General features: G+C 44.1%; 15 protein-coding genes. 14 read left to right on the top strand and 1 reads right to left on the bottom strand.

Going from position 1 to position 17,230, the window contains the following annotated elements:
• Nucleotides 1-11 precede the first annotated feature (11 nt).
• The 13 genes from ftsI to lpxC all read left to right on the top strand — a co-directional run bounded on the left by ftsI (nt 12) and on the right by lpxC (nt 16,035).
• Nucleotides 12-1,778 carry a peptidoglycan glycosyltransferase FtsI gene (gene ftsI / locus M1F25_RS15115; RefSeq protein WP_181488264.1) on the top strand — a complete coding sequence of 589 codons (1,767 nt, stop codon included), beginning with the start codon at nt 12-14 and terminating at the stop codon, nt 1,776-1,778.
• Nucleotides 1,765-3,252: a UDP-N-acetylmuramoyl-L-alanyl-D-glutamate--2,6-diaminopimelate ligase gene (murE, locus tag M1F25_RS15110; RefSeq protein WP_112307301.1), complete on the top strand. Its 1,488-nt coding sequence runs from the start codon at nt 1,765-1,767 to the stop codon at nt 3,250-3,252. Before ftsI ends, murE begins: the two co-directional genes overlap by 14 nt.
• Nucleotides 3,249-4,613: a UDP-N-acetylmuramoyl-tripeptide--D-alanyl-D-alanine ligase gene (gene murF / locus M1F25_RS15105; RefSeq protein WP_181488262.1), complete on the top strand. Its 1,365-nt coding sequence runs from the start codon at nt 3,249-3,251 to the stop codon at nt 4,611-4,613. The genes murE and murF overlap by 4 nt, the downstream gene beginning before the upstream one ends.
• The gene (mraY, locus tag M1F25_RS15100) at nt 4,607-5,689 is read left to right on the top strand and encodes a phospho-N-acetylmuramoyl-pentapeptide-transferase (protein WP_004262035.1); all 1,083 of its coding nucleotides are present in this window, start codon (nt 4,607-4,609) and stop codon (nt 5,687-5,689) included. The genes murF and mraY overlap by 7 nt, the downstream gene beginning before the upstream one ends.
• Before the next feature lies 1 nt (nt 5,690).
• Complete coding sequence (gene murD, locus M1F25_RS15095) at nt 5,691-7,001, top strand: UDP-N-acetylmuramoyl-L-alanine--D-glutamate ligase (RefSeq protein ID WP_096863185.1); 1,311 nt, start codon at nt 5,691-5,693, stop codon at nt 6,999-7,001.
• The gene (gene ftsW, locus M1F25_RS15090) at nt 7,001-8,194 is read left to right on the top strand and encodes a cell division protein FtsW (protein WP_004262031.1); all 1,194 of its coding nucleotides are present in this window, start codon (nt 7,001-7,003) and stop codon (nt 8,192-8,194) included. Before murD ends, ftsW begins: the two co-directional genes overlap by 1 nt.
• Nucleotides 8,191-9,264, top strand: a complete 1,074-nt coding sequence (murG, locus tag M1F25_RS15085) for an undecaprenyldiphospho-muramoylpentapeptide beta-N-acetylglucosaminyltransferase (RefSeq protein ID WP_181488260.1) — start codon at nt 8,191-8,193, stop codon at nt 9,262-9,264. Before ftsW ends, murG begins: the two co-directional genes overlap by 4 nt.
• Before the next feature lie 46 nt (nt 9,265-9,310).
• Nucleotides 9,311-10,774 carry a UDP-N-acetylmuramate--L-alanine ligase gene (gene murC, locus M1F25_RS15080; RefSeq protein ID WP_036958462.1) on the top strand — a complete coding sequence of 488 codons (1,464 nt, stop codon included), beginning with the start codon at nt 9,311-9,313 and terminating at the stop codon, nt 10,772-10,774.
• Between the two features lie 2 nt (nt 10,775-10,776).
• Nucleotides 10,777-11,697 (top strand): D-alanine--D-alanine ligase, encoded by a 921-nt coding sequence (locus M1F25_RS15075; protein ID WP_112307299.1) that lies wholly within the window; start codon nt 10,777-10,779, stop codon nt 11,695-11,697.
• Nucleotide 11,698: 1 nt separating this feature from the next.
• The gene (gene ftsQ / locus M1F25_RS15070) at nt 11,699-12,508 is read left to right on the top strand and encodes a cell division protein FtsQ (protein ID WP_004262025.1); all 810 of its coding nucleotides are present in this window, start codon (nt 11,699-11,701) and stop codon (nt 12,506-12,508) included.
• Between the two features lie 35 nt (nt 12,509-12,543).
• Entirely contained in the window at nt 12,544-13,800 is a 1,257-nt protein-coding gene (gene ftsA, locus M1F25_RS15065) for a cell division protein FtsA (protein WP_181488258.1), read from the top strand.
• 60 nt (nt 13,801-13,860) lie between these two features.
• Entirely contained in the window at nt 13,861-15,018 is a 1,158-nt protein-coding gene (gene ftsZ, locus M1F25_RS15060; RefSeq protein WP_004262022.1) for a cell division protein FtsZ, read from the top strand.
• Between the two features lie 99 nt (nt 15,019-15,117).
• Nucleotides 15,118-16,035, top strand: coding sequence for a UDP-3-O-acyl-N-acetylglucosamine deacetylase (lpxC, locus tag M1F25_RS15055; protein WP_004262020.1), 918 nt, complete (start codon nt 15,118-15,120; stop codon nt 16,033-16,035).
• A gap of 38 nt (nt 16,036-16,073) precedes the next feature.
• Here the strand turns inward: lpxC and M1F25_RS15050 are convergent, their stop codons facing one another.
• On the bottom strand, nt 16,074-16,595 hold the full coding sequence (locus tag M1F25_RS15050; protein ID WP_112307197.1) for a DUF721 domain-containing protein: 522 nt from the start codon (nt 16,593-16,595) through the stop codon (nt 16,074-16,076).
• A 75-nt stretch (nt 16,596-16,670) separates the two neighbouring features.
• Here M1F25_RS15050 and secM point away from each other — a divergent pair, with 75 nt between their 5' ends.
• A complete protein-coding gene (secM, locus tag M1F25_RS15045) occupies nt 16,671-17,201 on the top strand; it encodes a secA translation cis-regulator SecM (RefSeq protein WP_094961382.1) in 531 nt (176 codons plus the stop codon).
• The last annotated feature ends 29 nt before the right edge of the window (nt 17,202-17,230 follow it).

Genomic DNA, 17,230 nt, shown 5'->3' with positions numbered 1-17,230 from the left:
AAAGGTTCCTAATGAAAGCACCAAAAACAGCGAAAAATAAGAAACAAGAAGAGAGTACCAGCTTTGTCCGCTGGCGCTTTATTTTGCTGTGCGGATGCATTGTCTTAGCGTTAGCAGGGTTGCTAACGCGGGTGGCTTATCTGCAAATTATTGCGCCAGAGAAACTGGTGAAAGAAGGCGATATGCGCTCTTTACGAGTGCAAGAAGTTGCGACATCACGAGGTATGATTAGCGACCGAGAAGGGCGGCAACTTGCCGTGAGTGTGCCAGTCAATGCGATCTGGGCAGACCCCAAAGAGGTATTTGAAAAAGGGGGAATAAGCAATGACGAACACTGGAAAGCACTGGCAGACGCACTTGAAATTCCATTAGAACAAATTACGAGCAAAATATCGGCCAATCCAAGAGGCCGTTTTGTGTATTTAGCGCGCCAAGTTAACCCATCTATTGGTGATTACGTTAAAAAATTAAAAATACCGGGTATTTACTTACGCAAAGAATCTCGTCGTTATTACCCATCAGGCCCAGTTACCGCTCACTTACTGGGGGTAACAAACATTGATGGTGAAGGGATTGAAGGCGTCGAAAAAAGCTTTGACCGTTGGTTAAAAGGTGCGCCGGGTGAACGTACAGTCCGTAAAGACCGTAATGGGCGAGTGATTGAAACCATTTCGTCTATTGACAGCCAAGCTGCGCATAATCTGACATTAAGTATTGATGAACGTATTCAATCCATTGTTTACCGTGAATTAACACGTGGCGTGCAGGAAAATAAAGCGGAATCGGGTGTGGCAATTTTAGTTGATGTTCATACCGGTGAAATTTTAGCAATGGCGAATAGCCCATCCTATAACCCAAATAACTTAACGGGTACATCAATGGATGCGATGCGTAACCGCGCCATTACGGATATTTTTGAGCCGGGCTCAACAGTAAAACCTATGGTGGTAATGAGTGCGCTACATAACAAAATTATTAAAGAAAACTCAGTAATTAATACTTATCCGTATCGTATTAGTGGTCATGAGATCAAGGACGTAGCACGATACGCTGAGCTAACTATTACTGGGATTTTACAGAAGTCGAGTAACGTAGGTGTTTCAAAACTTGCGTTAGCGATGCCTGCCACTGAGCTGGTGGATGTGTATAGCCGCTTTGGGTTTGGCAAGCCGACTAATCTGGGGTTAGTCGGGGAAAGTAGTGGCATCTTTCCAAGTAAAAAAACACGGTGGTCTGATTTAGAAAGGGCCACCTTTTCTTTTGGCTACGGGCTAATGGTAACACCGTTACAGTTAGCGCGAGCCTATGCAACGATAGGGAGTTTCGGTATTTACCGGCCTCTATCAATCACTAAAGTTGACCCTCCCGTGCCAGGGACGCGTGTTTTTCCTGAGCCAATTATGCGTACTGTGGTGCATATGATGGAGAGTGTAGCTCTACCCGGCGGCGGGGGAGCTCGAGCAGCCATTAAAGGCTATCGCATTGCCATTAAAACCGGTACAGCAAAAAAAGTGGGCCCTGAAGGGCGCTATGTTAATAAATATTTACCTTATGCCGCAGGTGTTGCGCCTGCGAGTAATCCACGCTATGCGTTAGTTGTGCTTATCAATGAGCCAAGTGCAGGTAAATACCTTGGTGGTGCGGTTTCTGCCCCCGTATTTGGCTCAATCATGGGTGGGGTCTTGCGGTTGATGAATGTTGAACCCGATGCATTGCAACCAAACGAACAAAATGAAATCGTAAATAGTCAAAAAGAGGTTAAAAGTGGCAGATCGTAATCTTTGTGACCTACTCTCACCCTTTGGTGTGAGCACAACTCCAATCTCACTGCGTGAGATGACGCTAGACAGTCGAAAGGCTGCCGCGGGCGATCTGTTTATTGCAATAAAAGGTCATCAATCGGATGGGCGACACTATATTCCTCAAGCGATTGCTCAAGGGGTTTCCGCTGTAATAGCAGAGGCGGAAGGTGAAGCCGTTGAAGGCGAAGTTCGTTTCGTTCATGGCGTACCTGTTATTTATTTGAATGACCTGAATAACCGTTTATCTGCACTGGCCGGTGAGTTTTACCACCAACCTTCTGCAAAAATGAAACTCGTTGGTGTGACGGGGACTAACGGTAAAACCACCACCACACAATTAATTGCTCAGTGGGCTCAAGGGCTAGGGGAAACTAGCGCAGTAATGGGAACCGTGGGTAATGGCCTATTAGGCCATGTGTCACCAAGCGAAAATACCACGGGCTCTGCGGTAGATATTCAACTTGAATTGACCCAGTTATTGAACCAAAAAGCAACATTAACAGCGATGGAAGTTTCTTCCCATGGATTAGTGCAAGGCCGTGTCGCAGACTTACAGTTCGATGCCGCTGTGTTCACTAATTTAAGCCGTGATCACCTTGATTATCACGGCGATATGGAAAGCTATGAAGCCGCTAAATGGCTATTGTTTTCCACACATAATACAAAATCGCAAATTATCAATGCGGATGATGCGATTGGTTTGAAGTGGCTGCAGCGTTTACCACAAGCGTGCGCGGTGACCATGGAAAACAAAATTCCTCAAGATTGGCAAGGCCCATGGTTAAAAGCAATGGAAGTTGAATACCACGACAAAGGCGCCACTATCCATTTTGATTCCTCATGGGGAAATGGTGACTTTGAAAGCCCATTGATGGGAGCATTTAATGTCAGCAACTTATTAGTGGCAATGGCAACTTTGCTGATGATGGATTATCCGTTAAACAAACTGCTGGCTGCTACATCTTCATTGTCACCAGTTTGCGGCCGTATGGAAGTGTTTAGTGCACCGAATAAACCGACAGTTGTTGTTGATTATGCACATACTCCTGATGCCTTAGAAAAAGCCTTAGCGGCAGCACGCTTACATTGCAAAGGGCAATTATGGTGTGTATTTGGTTGCGGTGGTGACCGTGACAAAGGTAAGCGCCCTCTGATGGGAGCCGCAGCAGAAGAATATGCAGATAAAATCGTGATCACAGATGACAACCCGCGCAGCGAAGACCCTATCGACATTATTAATGACATCATGGCTGGACTATTAGATTCCAGCCGTGCCTTGGCCATTCCAGGTCGTCCAGAAGCAGTGACAAACACCATTTTGCAGGCATCTCCTGATGATGTGATTGTGATTGCCGGCAAAGGTCATGAAGATTATCAAATTATTGGTCAGCGCAAGCTAGATTACTCCGACCGTTTAACGGTGGCACGTTTGTTGGGGGTAATCGCATGATCTCTTTAACACTCGCTCAGCTGGCACAGATTACCCAAGGGCAGATTGAGTCTGCTCCAGATACCAATGCTTTGATTAGCTCTGTTAGTACCGATAGTCGCAAAATTGCTGAAAATTGCCTATTTATTGCCTTAAAAGGTGAACGCTTCGACGCCCATGATTTCGCACAACAAGTGGTGGTTACGGGAGCTAAAGCGTTACTTGTTGAGCGCAAGCTGAATGTAGATTGCCCACAAGTTATCGTGAAAGACTCGCGTATTGCGATGGGCCAATTGGCTGCATGGGTTCGTCAGCAGAGCAGAGCTCGAATCGTTGGCTTGACGGGGTCTTCGGGCAAAACATCTGTTAAAGAAATGACAGCATCTATTTTATCTGAGCGCGGTAAAACCTTATATACCGCCGGTAATTTAAACAACGATATTGGTGTGCCTTTGACACTATTTCGTTTAACAAATGATGATGAATTCGCTGTGATAGAAATGGGTGCTAATCACCCAAATGAAATCGCCTACACAACCAATATTGTTAAACCAGAAGCGGCGTTAGTTAACAATTTATTTGCTGCGCACTTAGCGGGCTTTGGTTCACCGGAAGGGGTTGCGACAGCCAAAGGTGAAATTTATCAAGGTGTTCCAGAAGAAGGAACCGCAATTGTTAACCTTGATAGCTACAGTGAAAAATGGCAGTTTCAGCCACGCCAAACTGTTTGGTATTACTCGCTAACTTCACAAGCAAAAGCGGATTTCTATCCTTCTGATATTCAAGTGAAACAGCTAACAACAGATTTTGTGTTACATACCCCTGTTGGTAGTGTCGATATCACCTTGCCATTACCAGGGCGGCATAACATTGCTAATGTGTTAGCGGCAAGTGCATTGGCGATTTCTGTCGGCGCTAGCCTAGAAGATATCAAAAACGGCATAGCAAAAACGCAAGCGGTACCTGGGCGTTTATACCCTGTGCGCTTGAGTGAACACAAAGTGGTATTAGATGACACTTATAACGCCAATGATGGCTCGATGATCGCAGCAATTCAGGTCCTCGAAAAAATGCCGGGTTACCGCATCTTAGTGGTAGGGGATATGGGGGAACTGGGTGATTATGCCGAAGATTGCCACCAACGTGTAGGTGTTGCCGCTAAGCAGGCGGGTTTAGATAAGGTATTCAGTGTTGGTCAGTTAAGTGAGTTGATCAGCCAATTTAGTGAGTGTGGTGAGCACTTCACAGTGAAAGCAGATTTATTAACCCGACTAATTCCGCTAGCGCAGCAGAAGGACGTTGTTTCTATTTTAGTTAAAGGTTCACGCAGCTCCGCGATGGAAGATGTTGTGAATGCATTGAAGGAGTGCTTCGAATGTTAGTCTGGCTTGCCGAAATGTTAGTCCACAAGTTTTCTGTTCTGAACGTCTTTTCTTATTTGACGTTCAGGGCCATTGTCGGTTTGCTGACGGCACTCGCCATTGCTCTGTGGATGGGGCCTCATTTAATTGCTTACCTGCAGAAAATGCAAATTGGTCAAGTCGTTCGTAACGAAGGCCCTGAGTCTCACTTTAGTAAGCGTGGGACCCCAACCATGGGCGGGTTATTGATTTTATTTTCAATTACCGTTTCAACATTGTTATGGGCTCGATTAGACAACCCTTACGTTTGGTGTGTACTACTCGTGCTAGTCGGGTATGGCATTGTCGGTTTTGTTGACGACTACCGGAAAGTGGTTCGTAAAGACACTCGTGGCTTAATCGCGCGTTGGAAATATTTCTGGCAATCCGTGATTGCGTTAATAGTTGCCTTTTCCATGTACGCGATTGGTAAAGATACCCCAGCAACTCAGTTAGTTGTACCATTTTTCAAAGACGTAATGCCACAACTGGGCATGCTGTATATTTTGCTGACCTATTTTGTGATTGTTGGAACCAGTAACGCAGTAAACCTAACCGATGGCTTGGATGGCTTAGCTATCATGCCAACGGTATTTGTTGCCGCAGGTTTTGCATTAGTGGCATGGGCAACAGGTAACGTCAACTTTGCCAGTTACTTACATATTCCATTTTTACCCCATGCAGGTGAACTGGTGATTGTTTGTACTGCCATTGTGGGGGCAGGGTTAGGCTTCTTATGGTTTAACACATACCCAGCGCAAGTATTTATGGGCGATGTCGGCTCATTGGCGCTTGGCGGTGCACTAGGGACTATTGCGGTATTACTGCGCCAAGAGTTTTTATTAGTGATTATGGGCGGTGTGTTCGTCGTTGAGACGCTGTCAGTTATTTTACAAGTCGGTTCATTTAAATTGCGTGGACAACGTATTTTCCGTATGGCACCAATTCACCACCATTATGAATTGAAGGGTTGGCCAGAACCACGTGTTATCGTGCGTTTCTGGATTATCTCATTAATGCTAGTCCTGATTGGGCTGGCAACCTTGAAGGTGCGTTAAGATGGTTGATTATCAGGGTAAGAACGTCGTTATTATTGGGCTGGGGATCACCGGCCTATCTTGCGTTCACTTTTTCCTTGAGCGCGGCGTGGTGCCTCGCGTTATGGATACCCGTGCAGTACCGCCTGGTGTAGATAAACTCCCAGAAAATGTAGAATGCCATAGTGGCAGTTTGAATAATAGCTGGTTACAGGCCGCCGATTTAATTGTTGCTAGTCCAGGAATTGCGTTAGCGACCCCTCAATTACAGCAGGCCGCAGAAAATGGCATCGAAATTGTGGGTGATATCGAATTATTTTGCCGTGAAGCAGATGCACCGATTGTCGCGATTACAGGTTCAAATGGTAAAAGCACTGTCACGTCATTGGTTGGCGAAATGGCTAAAGCAGCGGGTATTTCAGTTGGTGTAGGTGGCAACATTGGTACGCCAGCACTTTCATTACTCAATGCAGGGCATAATCTGTACGTTTTAGAACTTTCCAGCTTCCAATTAGAAACCACCTCAAGCCTAGAAGCGACCGCCGCGACAGTCTTAAATATTAGTGAAGATCATATGGATAGATATCCATTAGGTCTAGAACAGTACCGTGAAGCGAAATTAAAAATTTATCACAATGCTCAAAACTGCATTGTTAACGTACAAGATATACTGACCTTACCCGCTAATCATACTTTGGATGAATGCATTAGCTTTGGCTTAAATAGTGGTGATTATTTCTTTGATACCCAAAAACGGGTATTAGTGGCTCAAGGAAAAGAGCTATTAGATGTCAATGAAATGCACTTAACTGGCCAACACAATTACCTTAATGCGTTAGCCGCGTTAGCATTGGCGGATGCAGTGGATATTCCGCGTCCAGCTTGCCTTCAAGTATTGAAAGAATATGCGGGGTTAGCACATCGTTTCGAATTAGTGTTATTCAATAACGGTGTTCGCTGGATTAATGACTCTAAAGCCACAAATGTTGGAAGTACAGAAGCGGCGTTAAATGGGTTACACGTGGATGGCAATATCTATTTATTATTAGGTGGGGATGGCAAGTCAGCTGATTTTTCACCATTAAAACAATATATTGCTGCTGATAACTACCGCTTATATTGCTTTGGTCGTGATGGGAAAGCATTAGCTGATATGGCACCTGAAAAATCAGTATTGACTGAGACTATGGAACAAAGCTTACGCCAAATTGCGCCACAATTAAAAGCGGGGGACATGGTGCTGTTATCCCCTGCATGTGCCAGTTTGGATCAGTTTAAAAGTTTTGAGCAGCGTGGAACTGTCTTTGCTCAATTAGCCCAGGAGTTAGGTTAATGACGATACCGGGTGCGATGCGTTTAAAAAATTGGGTCATTGGTGAAAAAAATGGCGTGATTTCAGGCTCAACGCTTTACGACCGTACATTAGTGTGGTTGGCATTCGGTTTAGCCGCAGTGGGTTTTATCATGGTCACATCCGCTTCCATGCCAGTTGGCCAACGCTTAACAGAAGACCCGTTCTATTTCGCTAAGCGTGATGTGGTGTATATCGTTATCGCATTTATTTTAGCGTTGGGTGTCATGCGTATCCCGATGGCAGTTTGGGAAAAGTACAATTTCATTTTGTTGATGGTTTCACTTGGCATGCTAGTGGTGGTGCTGGTTGCAGGAAGTTCAGTTAACGGGGCATCACGCTGGATAGACATCGGTTTGGTAAAAATTCAACCAGCAGAAATTTCGAAATTTACGTTGTTTTGCTATGTGTCCAGTTACTTGGTGCGTAAATCCGATGAAGTCAGAACCCGTTTTCTTGGCTTTATTAAACCGATGTGTATTTTGATTGTTATGGCGTCATTGCTTTTATTACAGCCTGACTTAGGGACCGTTATCGTATTAGTGGTTACCACTCTGGGATTGTTATTTTTAGCGGGCGCAAGGTTAGCGCCGTTTATTATTGGTATTGCCGCTTGCGCAGTGGGGGTATTGGCTTTGATTTGGTTCGAGCCGTACCGCTTACGTCGTGTTACATCGTTTTTGAACCCGTGGGATGACCCGTTTGGCAGTGGTTATCAGCTAACCCAATCTTTAATGGCTTTTGGTCGTGGTGAAGTGTTTGGGCAAGGGCTTGGTAATTCAGTACAAAAATTAGAGTATTTGCCAGAAGCACACACAGACTTTATTTTCTCGGTTTTAGCTGAGGAGCTCGGGTACTTTGGCGTTGTATTGGTTCTGCTGATGGTCTTTATGTTGGCATTTAGAGCAATGATGATTGGCCGTCGCGCATTGATGTCAAACCAATTATTCGGTGGTTATTTAGCTTGTTCAATTGGTATTTGGTTTACCTTCCAAGCCTTAGTTAACGTTGGGGCTGCATCCGGTATGTTACCGACAAAAGGTTTAACATTGCCATTAATTAGTTATGGTGGTTCGAGTTTACTGGTAATGGCTGCTGCCATTGCGATATTACTGAGAATTGATTTTGAAACACGCCTTGAAAAAGCGCAGGCGTTTGTAAGGAGCACTAAATGAGTCAGGCAAAGAAATTACTCGTCATGGCAGGTGGAACTGGAGGACATGTTTTTCCAGGTTTAGCCGTGGCACATTATTTGCAGGCTCAAGGGTGGGAAATCCGTTGGTTAGGCACGGCTGACCGAATGGAAGCAACATTAGTGCCTAAACACAGTATCGATATTGAATTTATTCAAATTTCTGGCCTCAGGGGTAAAGGCATTGCCGCCCAACTGGGGGCGCCATGGCGTATTTATAAAGCGATTCGCCAAGCAAAAACAATTATCAAGCGTTATCAGCCAGATGCTGTATTAGGCATGGGAGGCTATGTTTCGGGGCCCGGTGGTATTGCGGCATGGCAATGTGGTGTACCCGTTGTGCTTCATGAACAAAATGGTATTGCAGGGTTAACGAATAAATGGCTATCTCGAATTGCAAAAAGAGTATTACAAGCCTTTCCGGGGGCATTTCCTGACGCACCAGTTGTAGGGAATCCAGTACGGGAAGATGTTTTGGCTCTACCTGCACCACAGGAACGTTTAGCAGACCGAGAAGGCGCTATACGCGTATTAGTTGTTGGTGGTAGCCAAGGGGCACGGATTTTAAATCAAGTGATGCCTCTGGTTGTTGAAAAAGTAGGCAAACAGTTAAATATCTGGCACCAAGCAGGAAAAGGCAGTAAGGAATCGACAGAAGCATTGTATAATGAGCACATGCAAGTTTCAGTCAATTCTGAGTATAAAGTTACTGAATTTATTGATGATATGGCGCAAGCTTACGCATGGGCAGATATTGTTGTTTGTCGGTCTGGCGCACTAACCGTAAGTGAAATTGCAGCCGCAGGTTTACCGGCTATTTTTGTTCCTTTTCAACATAAAGACCGTCAACAGTATTGGAACGCATTACCGCTAGAAAAAGCGGGGGCGGCTAAAATTTTAGAACAGTCACAATTTACCGCAGATGCTGTGGCGAGCTTATTAGGGCAATGGGACAGAAACGAATTACTCTCAATGGCTGAAAAAGCACATAGTTGTGCAATTACTGATGCAACAGAGCGAGTTGCTGCCGTGATTTGTGAAGTGGCTAAATAATATTAGTCATAATTGATATCGAATTAATTAGAAGCGAAGAAATATAGTGAATACACAACAATTAGCGAAATTAAGAACATCAGTGCCAGAAATGAGAAGAGTCAGGCACATCCATTTTGTCGGCATCGGCGGTGCTGGCATGGGTGGTATCGCTGAAGTGTTGGCAAATGAAGGCTATGAAATTAGTGGTTCAGATTTAGCTCCGAATGCAGTGACTCAACAATTAACCGCATTAGGGGCAACGATTTACTTTAATCACCGTCCAGAGAACGTTGAAAATGCGAGTGTCGTCGTCGTATCAACAGCGATCTCAAGTGAGAACCCAGAAATTCAAGCCGCTAAAGAATTGCGTATTCCTGTTATTCGTCGTGCGGAAATGTTAGCGGAATTAATGCGTTATCGTCATGGCATTGCTGTTGCAGGTACCCACGGGAAAACCACTACGACAGCAATGATTTCTGGGATTTATGCACAAGCAGGCCTTGACCCCACATTTGTGAATGGGGGATTGGTTAAATCAGCAGGAACGCATGCACGTTTAGGTAGTAGCCGCTACTTGATCGCAGAAGCCGATGAAAGCGATGCTTCATTCTTGCATTTGCAACCGTTAGTTGCAGTTGTGACCAATATCGAAGCAGACCATATGGATACTTACCAAGGTGACTTCGATAATTTAACGAATACGTTCATTAATTTCTTACACAATTTGCCATTTTACGGGCGCGCAGTGATGTGTATTGATGATCCAGTCATTCGTTCGTTACTACCCAAAATTGGCCGCTATATCACCACTTATGGTTTTAGTGAAGACGCTGATGTGCGTATCACGCAATATGAGCAAAAAGGAAATCAAGGCTTTTTCACTATTGCCCGTGAAAATATGCCAGAACTGACGGTGGTTCTAAATGCACCAGGGCGTCACAATGCTCTCAATGCGACAGCTGCAGTGGCGGTCGCCACAGAAGAAGGCATTGACGATTTACACATTTTATCTGCACTAGTTGAATTTCAAGGAACAGGGCGTCGCTTTGATTTCCTAGGGAATTTCCCTCTGCGAAATGTGAATGGCAAAGAGGGTGAAGTGATGCTAGTCGATGACTATGGTCATCACCCAACCGAAGTGGATGCAACGATTAAAGCCGCGAGAGCAGGCTGGCCAGATAAGCGTATTGTAATGGTATTCCAACCGCATCGCTATACTCGTACTCGTGACTTATACGATGATTTTGTTAACGTTTTGGGGCAGGTTGATGTGCTGCTAATGTTAGACGTATATTCAGCGGGCGAAAAGCATGTACCAGGTGCGGATAGCCGCTCATTGTGCCGCTCAATTCGTGGTCGTGGTCAGATTGATCCTATTTATGTTGCAGATATTGAACAAATTCCACATATTTTAGCTCAAACTCTTGATGAAAATGATTTAATTTTAGTTCAAGGCGCAGGAAATATTGGTAAAATAGCCAAAAGCCTAGCAGAAGCAAAATTACAGCCACCGATGATTGAGGAATAAAAATGACAGAGAAAGTTGCGGTTCTATTAGGAGGCTCATCTGCTGAACGTGAAGTTTCACTTCAGTCAGGAAATGCTGTGCTGGCAGGGCTACGCCAAGCAGGTATTGATGCTCATCCTATCGACCCTCAAGATTTCCCTGTAGAAACATTGAAAGATGCAGGTTTCAACAAAGTTTTTATTGCGTTACATGGCCGCGGTGGTGAAGACGGTACATTACAAGGGCTGTTAGAAACACTAAATCTGCCTTATACCGGCAGTGGTGTTATGGCTTCAGCGCTTAGCATGGATAAGTTGAGAACAAAACAATTATGGCAAGGTGCAGGATTAAGTGTATCGCCGTATGTTTACTTAACAAAACAGCAGTATAAGCAGGCTTCTTATGAGCAAATTGTCGCTAAAGTGCAATTTCTCGGATTACCTCTTATCGTGAAGCCAAGCCTTGAAGGCTCCAGTGTTGGTATGAGTAAAGTTGATAACTTAGAGGCATTGCCTGCTGCACTGGATCTTGCGTTTCAATTTGATGAAACGTTGTTAATTGAAAAATGGCTGAGTGGTCCTGAGTTCACGGTCGCGGTGTTAGGAGACAACACTCTACCGCCAATTCGTATTCAACCACCAGGTATTTTTTATGACTACGAAGCGAAATATTTATCTGATGAAACTCAATATTTTTGCCCAAGTGGTTTAGATGAACAGCTTGAGTCAGAACTCGCAGACTTAGCGCTGAAAGCTTACCAAGTTGTTGGTTGTGAAGGCTGGGGGCGAGTTGATGTAATGCAAGACAGCGATGGCCAATTTTATCTGTTGGAAGTTAATACATCGCCAGGTATGACAAGCCATAGCCTAGTGCCAATGGCTGCTCGTCAGGCAGGTATGAGTTTTTCACAGTTAGTTGTGCAAATTTTGAGATTGGCTCGTTGATATGTCACAAGCAGCACTAAATGTTAGGCATCATAATCAAAAGAACGATGAGGATCCTCGTTCTGGAGGACCTAGTAATGGTGCATTTTTAGGTGGGTTATTTTTCTTCCTATTTGTGGTTGGCACTATCATCTGGAGTGGTTGGATGGTAATGACTTGGATGAAAGATGCGGATCGGCTGCCGATGTCCAAGTTAGTGTTAACGGGTGAGCGCCATTACACCAAAAATGATGATGTTAGAAAGGCTATTTTAGCGCTAGGGCAGCCGGGGACGTTTATGACCGTCGATGTCAACGCTATCCAGAAGCAAATAAGCATGATGCCATGGGTACGCCAAGTGACTGTGCGTAAACAATGGCCAGATGAATTGAAAATTCATATTGTTGAATACCGCCCATTCGCTAGGTGGAACGACCAAAACATGGTGGATGAACAAGGTCGGGTATTTAACTTACCGGTTAGTGAAAATGGTAAAGGCGATTATGTGTTGCTTTATGGGCCACAAGGTAGCCAAAAAGAGGTTCTTAAAGAGTTCACAGTCTTTAAGAACACATTAGCTGCACATAATCTAAAGCTAAAATCGCTATCGATGACAGCCAGAAATGCATGGCAAATTATTTTAGACAACGATGTTAGAATCGAACTGGGTAAGAAAGATGTGTCAGAGCGGTTAAATAGGTTCCTTGAACTGTATCCGCTTTTGCAGCAAACAACGGATAAACGCGTTGACTATGTTGACTTACGTTATTCCAGTGGTGCTGCGGTGGGCTGGGCGCCACTGTTGGTTGATGCTCCACCGGAGTTACAATAAAGACGATGACTAATAACAAAAATTAGGCAGAAAAAATGATTAAAGCAACGGACAGAAAATTAGTGGTAGGCCTTGAAATTGGAACTTCCAAGGTGTCAGCCCTTGTTGGCGAAATTCTGCCCGATGGTATGGTTAATATTATTGGGGTGGGAAGTTGTCCATCTCGTGGAATGGACAAAGGTGGCGTAAACGATCTTGAATCAGTGGTAAAATGTGTACAAAGAGCCATTGATCAGGCAGAACTCATGGCTGACTGCCAAATTTCATCGGTTTACCTTGCGCTATCGGGTAAGCACGTCAGTTGCCAAAATGAGATTGGTATGGTGCCAGTTTCAGAAGAAGAAGTGACGCAAGAAGATGTTGACAGTGTTGTGCATACAGCAAAATCGGTACGTGTTCGCGATGAGCACAGAATTTTGCACGTGATACCGCAAGAATTTGCAATAGATTACCAAGAAGGGATTAAAAATCCGGTTGGTTTATCAGGTGTACGTATGCAAGCCAAAGTTCATTTGATCACCTGCCATAACGATATGGCAAAAAATATTGTTAAAGCCGTTGAACGCTGTGGGTTAAAAGTTGATCAGCTTATTTTTGCTGGTCTCGCTGCAAGTTATAGCGTTTTAACGGAAGATGAGCGTGAATTAGGTGTATGTGTCGTTGATATCGGTGGCGGCACTATGGATATGGCGGTTTACACTGGCGGGGCTTTGCGCCATACAAAAGTCATCCCGTATGCAGGCAATGTGGTGACAAGCGACATCGCTTATGCGTTTGGAACACCACCTAGTGATGCAGAAGCCATCAAAGTGCGTCATGGGTGTGCAGTCGGTTCTATCGTGAGTAAAGACGAGACCGTGGAAGTACCAAGTGTTGGTGGGCGACCACCAAGAAGCTTACAGCGTCAAACCTTAGCAGAAGTGATAGAGCCAAGGTATACTGAGCTGTTAAACTTAGTAAATGAAGAAATTTTAAATTTACAGGAACAGTTACGCCAACAAGGTGTCAAACACCATTTGGCAGCTGGTATCGTGTTGACTGGTGGGGCCGCACAAATTGATGGTTTAGTCGAATGTGCGCAAAAAGTGTTCCATACGCAAGTGCGAATTGGTACACCGCTCAACATCACAGGGTTAACGGATTATGCGCAGGAGCCATATTATTCAACAGCAGTAGGGCTTCTGCATTACGGTAAAGAAAGCCATTTAGGCGATGATACCGAAGTAGAAAAACGTGCATCAGTTAGTGGATGGTTTAGTAAAATCACCAGTTGGCTGAGAAATGAATTTTAATTTTGATAAAGAAGCATATTATTAGCTTCAAAAGTAGTAAGCACAAAACGGAGAGACATTATGTTTGAACCAATGGAGCTAACCAACGATGCGGTGATTAAAGTCATCGGCGTTGGCGGCGGCGGCGGTAACGCCGTTGAACACATGGTGCGTGAACGTATTGAAGGCGTTGAATTCTTCGCTGTCAATACAGATGCACAAGCGCTGCGTAAAACCGCAGTTGGACAAACTATCCAGATCGGTACCGGTATTACCAAAGGTCTGGGTGCAGGTGCAAACCCTGAAGTTGGCCGTAATGCCGCTGAAGAAGACCGTGAGGCGCTGCGTAATGCTTTAGATGGCGCGGATATGGTCTTTATCGCAGCAGGTATGGGTGGCGGTACAGGGACTGGTGCAGCTCCGGTCGTTGCCGAGGTTGCCAAAGAATTGGGTATTCTGACAGTTGCTGTCGTGACTAAACCTTTCAATTTCGAAGGTAAAAAGCGCATGGCATTTGCAGAGGCAGGTATCACTGAGTTGTCAAAACATGTTGACTCACTGATCACTATCCCAAATGATAAATTATTAAAAGTACTTGGTCGTGGTATCTCATTACTGGATGCTTTTGGTGCGGCAAATGACGTACTAAAAGGTGCAGTACAAGGTATCGCTGAACTGATTACACGCCCAGGTTTAATGAACGTAGACTTTGCTGACGTACGTACTGTGATGTCAGAAATGGGCTACGCAATGATGGGGTCAGGTGTTGCTCGTGGTGAAGATAGAGCAGAAGAAGCGGCAGAAATGGCTATTTCTAGTCCACTTCTTGAAGATATCGACCTGTCTGGTGCACGTGGTGTATTAGTTAACATCACGGCTGGTTTCGACCTGCGTTTAGATGAGTTTGAAACGGTGGGTAACACTATTCGTGCTTTCGCATCTGATAATGCAACTGTGGTAATCGGTACATCTCTTGACCCAGAAATGCACGAAGAACTGCGTGTTACAGTTGTTGCTACAGGTATTGGTATGGACAAACGTCCAGAAATTACTTTAGTTAGCAATAAAATGTCTCAGCAGGCGTCAATGGAACAGCGCTATCAGCAAATGCAAAATAGCATGTCTTCATTAACAGAAGAGAAACCAGCGGCTAAAGCGGTCAATGACCAAAATACGCAAACAAATAAAGAACCAGATTATCTTGATATTCCTGCGTTCTTGCGTAAACAGGCCGATTAATTTTATTTATATTGGTTTCTCCGCTTTTTGTGCTAAAATTTCCTACTGATTATCTTGTATGATGATCAGTAGGACTTATAACATTGCGAGAAAAATACGATGATCAAACAACGGACACTAAAACGTATTATTACAGCGACTGGTGTTGGTTTACATACCGGCAAGAAAGTTACGCTTACATTACGTCCAGCGCCGGCCAATACCGGGGTCATCTACCGTCGTACTGACCTTAATCCACCGGTTGATTTTCCGGCAGATGCGAAATCAGTTCGTGACACCATGTTATGTACTTGCTTAGTCAATGAAGATAATGTGCGTATTTCGACTGTTGAGCATTTGAATGCTGCCTTAGCAGGGTTAGGTATCGATAACATTGTTATTGAAGTCAATGCGCCTGAAATCCCTATTATGGATGGCAGTGCCGCACCATTTGTATTCTTACTGCTTGATGGCGGTATTGAAGAATTAAATTGTGCAAAGAAATTTTTACGTATAAAAGAAACAGTACGTGTTGAAGATGGTGATAAATGGGCTGAAATGCGACCTTATAATGGGTTTAGCCTTGATTTCACAATCGATTTTCAGCATCCAGCGATTGATAGTAGCACACAACGCTACTCACTTGATTTCTCAGCGGAATCATTTGTAAATCAAATAAGCCGTGCGCGTACTTTTGGCTTTATGCGTGATATTGAATATCTGCAATCAAAAGGCTTATGCTTAGGCGGTAGTTTCGACTGCGCCATCGTTGTTGATGACTATAAAGTTCTTAACGAAGATGGCTTACGTTTTGAAGATGAATTCGTTCGTCACAAAATGTTGGATGCAATTGGTGATTTATTCATGTGTGGGCACAATATTATTGGCGCATTCACGGCGTTTAAATCAGGCCATGCATTGAATAACAAGCTATTACAAGCAGTTTTAGCGAAAGAATCAGCTTGGGATCTCGTCACATTTGAAGACGAAGCTCAATTGCCTGTCGCATTCAAAGCACCTTCAACGGTGTTTGCATAAAATTTGATTATGCAGCTATCTTCGAGAACTGATCGAATTTAGCCTTTTCTGTTGGTTGCGCTAGTACTCTCTCCGGCTAGCGCAGCCAGCCGCTCAAACCTTTCTTTTAATCCTTTCGGGCTATTTTCGGCTAATTTCAAAAGCGCTTGTGCAGTTTGTGGGCTTATCTGACGTTCGTTCATTTTTTGACTTATTGAGACTGTTTGCTTAGTTAGTGAACTATTTTGTCTCGATTTTCGCATAAGATCGGGATTGATTCTGATGTCGATAGAAGATAAAGATGGTAGAATGGACGCTCTTAGTGCAGAAAGAAGATTGATTTTTTCATAATTAAGTCGGGTCATCCAACTGGCGTTTGCCACTTCAATGACCATAACATTATTACGGTAGTTTGCAACACGGCACATGGGTTTGATTTCAGCCGGCAGTAATCCTTTTACAGCACGATTCAGTTTGATAATCGCTTTTGCATTACGCTGAATAGTTTGTAAAGTGTTTGATGATGTTGCCAATGAGCCTTCAAGAACATCGAAAAGTGCTTGTGGATGACTATCTCTCATTTTTAGCTCCAGCTGAGAATGAAACAACGAATTGCAAATAATAATTTTGTCACTTATTCATTATATAAGAGTTTGATGGGCATTTTAAATTTTTGGCGACAACTTGGTAGAAAATACTTTTGGTCCCACCTGCTATTAGGTGTGGTTGCCACAGGTGTCGGCTTGCCTACAATTTTAAATGCGTTATCAGATTCTCAACATACACAGGTTAACTCTTCTCCAGTTAATCGCCAAAGCCAAGCTGTGAATGCTTTTGACAATTTATTTGCTCAACAGAATTCCCAACGCTCTTCGTCATCATCGTCATCTTATTCAGTAAATTACTGGCAGCAACATGCGGTAAGAAACGTTATTCGGCAGCTAACTTTTGCTTTTTCGGCGACAGAAGACGATGATGTAAACGCTGCAACAGAAGAGACTGAACAGCTTATTGCCCCACAACTGATGTTAGACACGCTGTATGCCATGTTAGCACAGCGTTCACTTCAGTGGGATGAAAGTGTTATTCAATTTAGTCATTATAACTATCCCCATATTATTGCCTATCAACCTGCAATTTGGATTGCTCAAGTACACGGCATTCGTGCCGGCCCGTTAACAGTTTAATCTTCATTCATGGTAAAACAGCTCATCGC

Source organism: Providencia sp. PROV109 (genome assembly GCF_033681625.1).
Taxonomy (GTDB): domain Bacteria; phylum Pseudomonadota; class Gammaproteobacteria; order Enterobacterales; family Enterobacteriaceae; genus Providencia; species Providencia hangzhouensis.
Note: the sequence above shows the minus strand (reverse complement) of the source record. Positions and strands in the feature narration are given on the sequence as shown.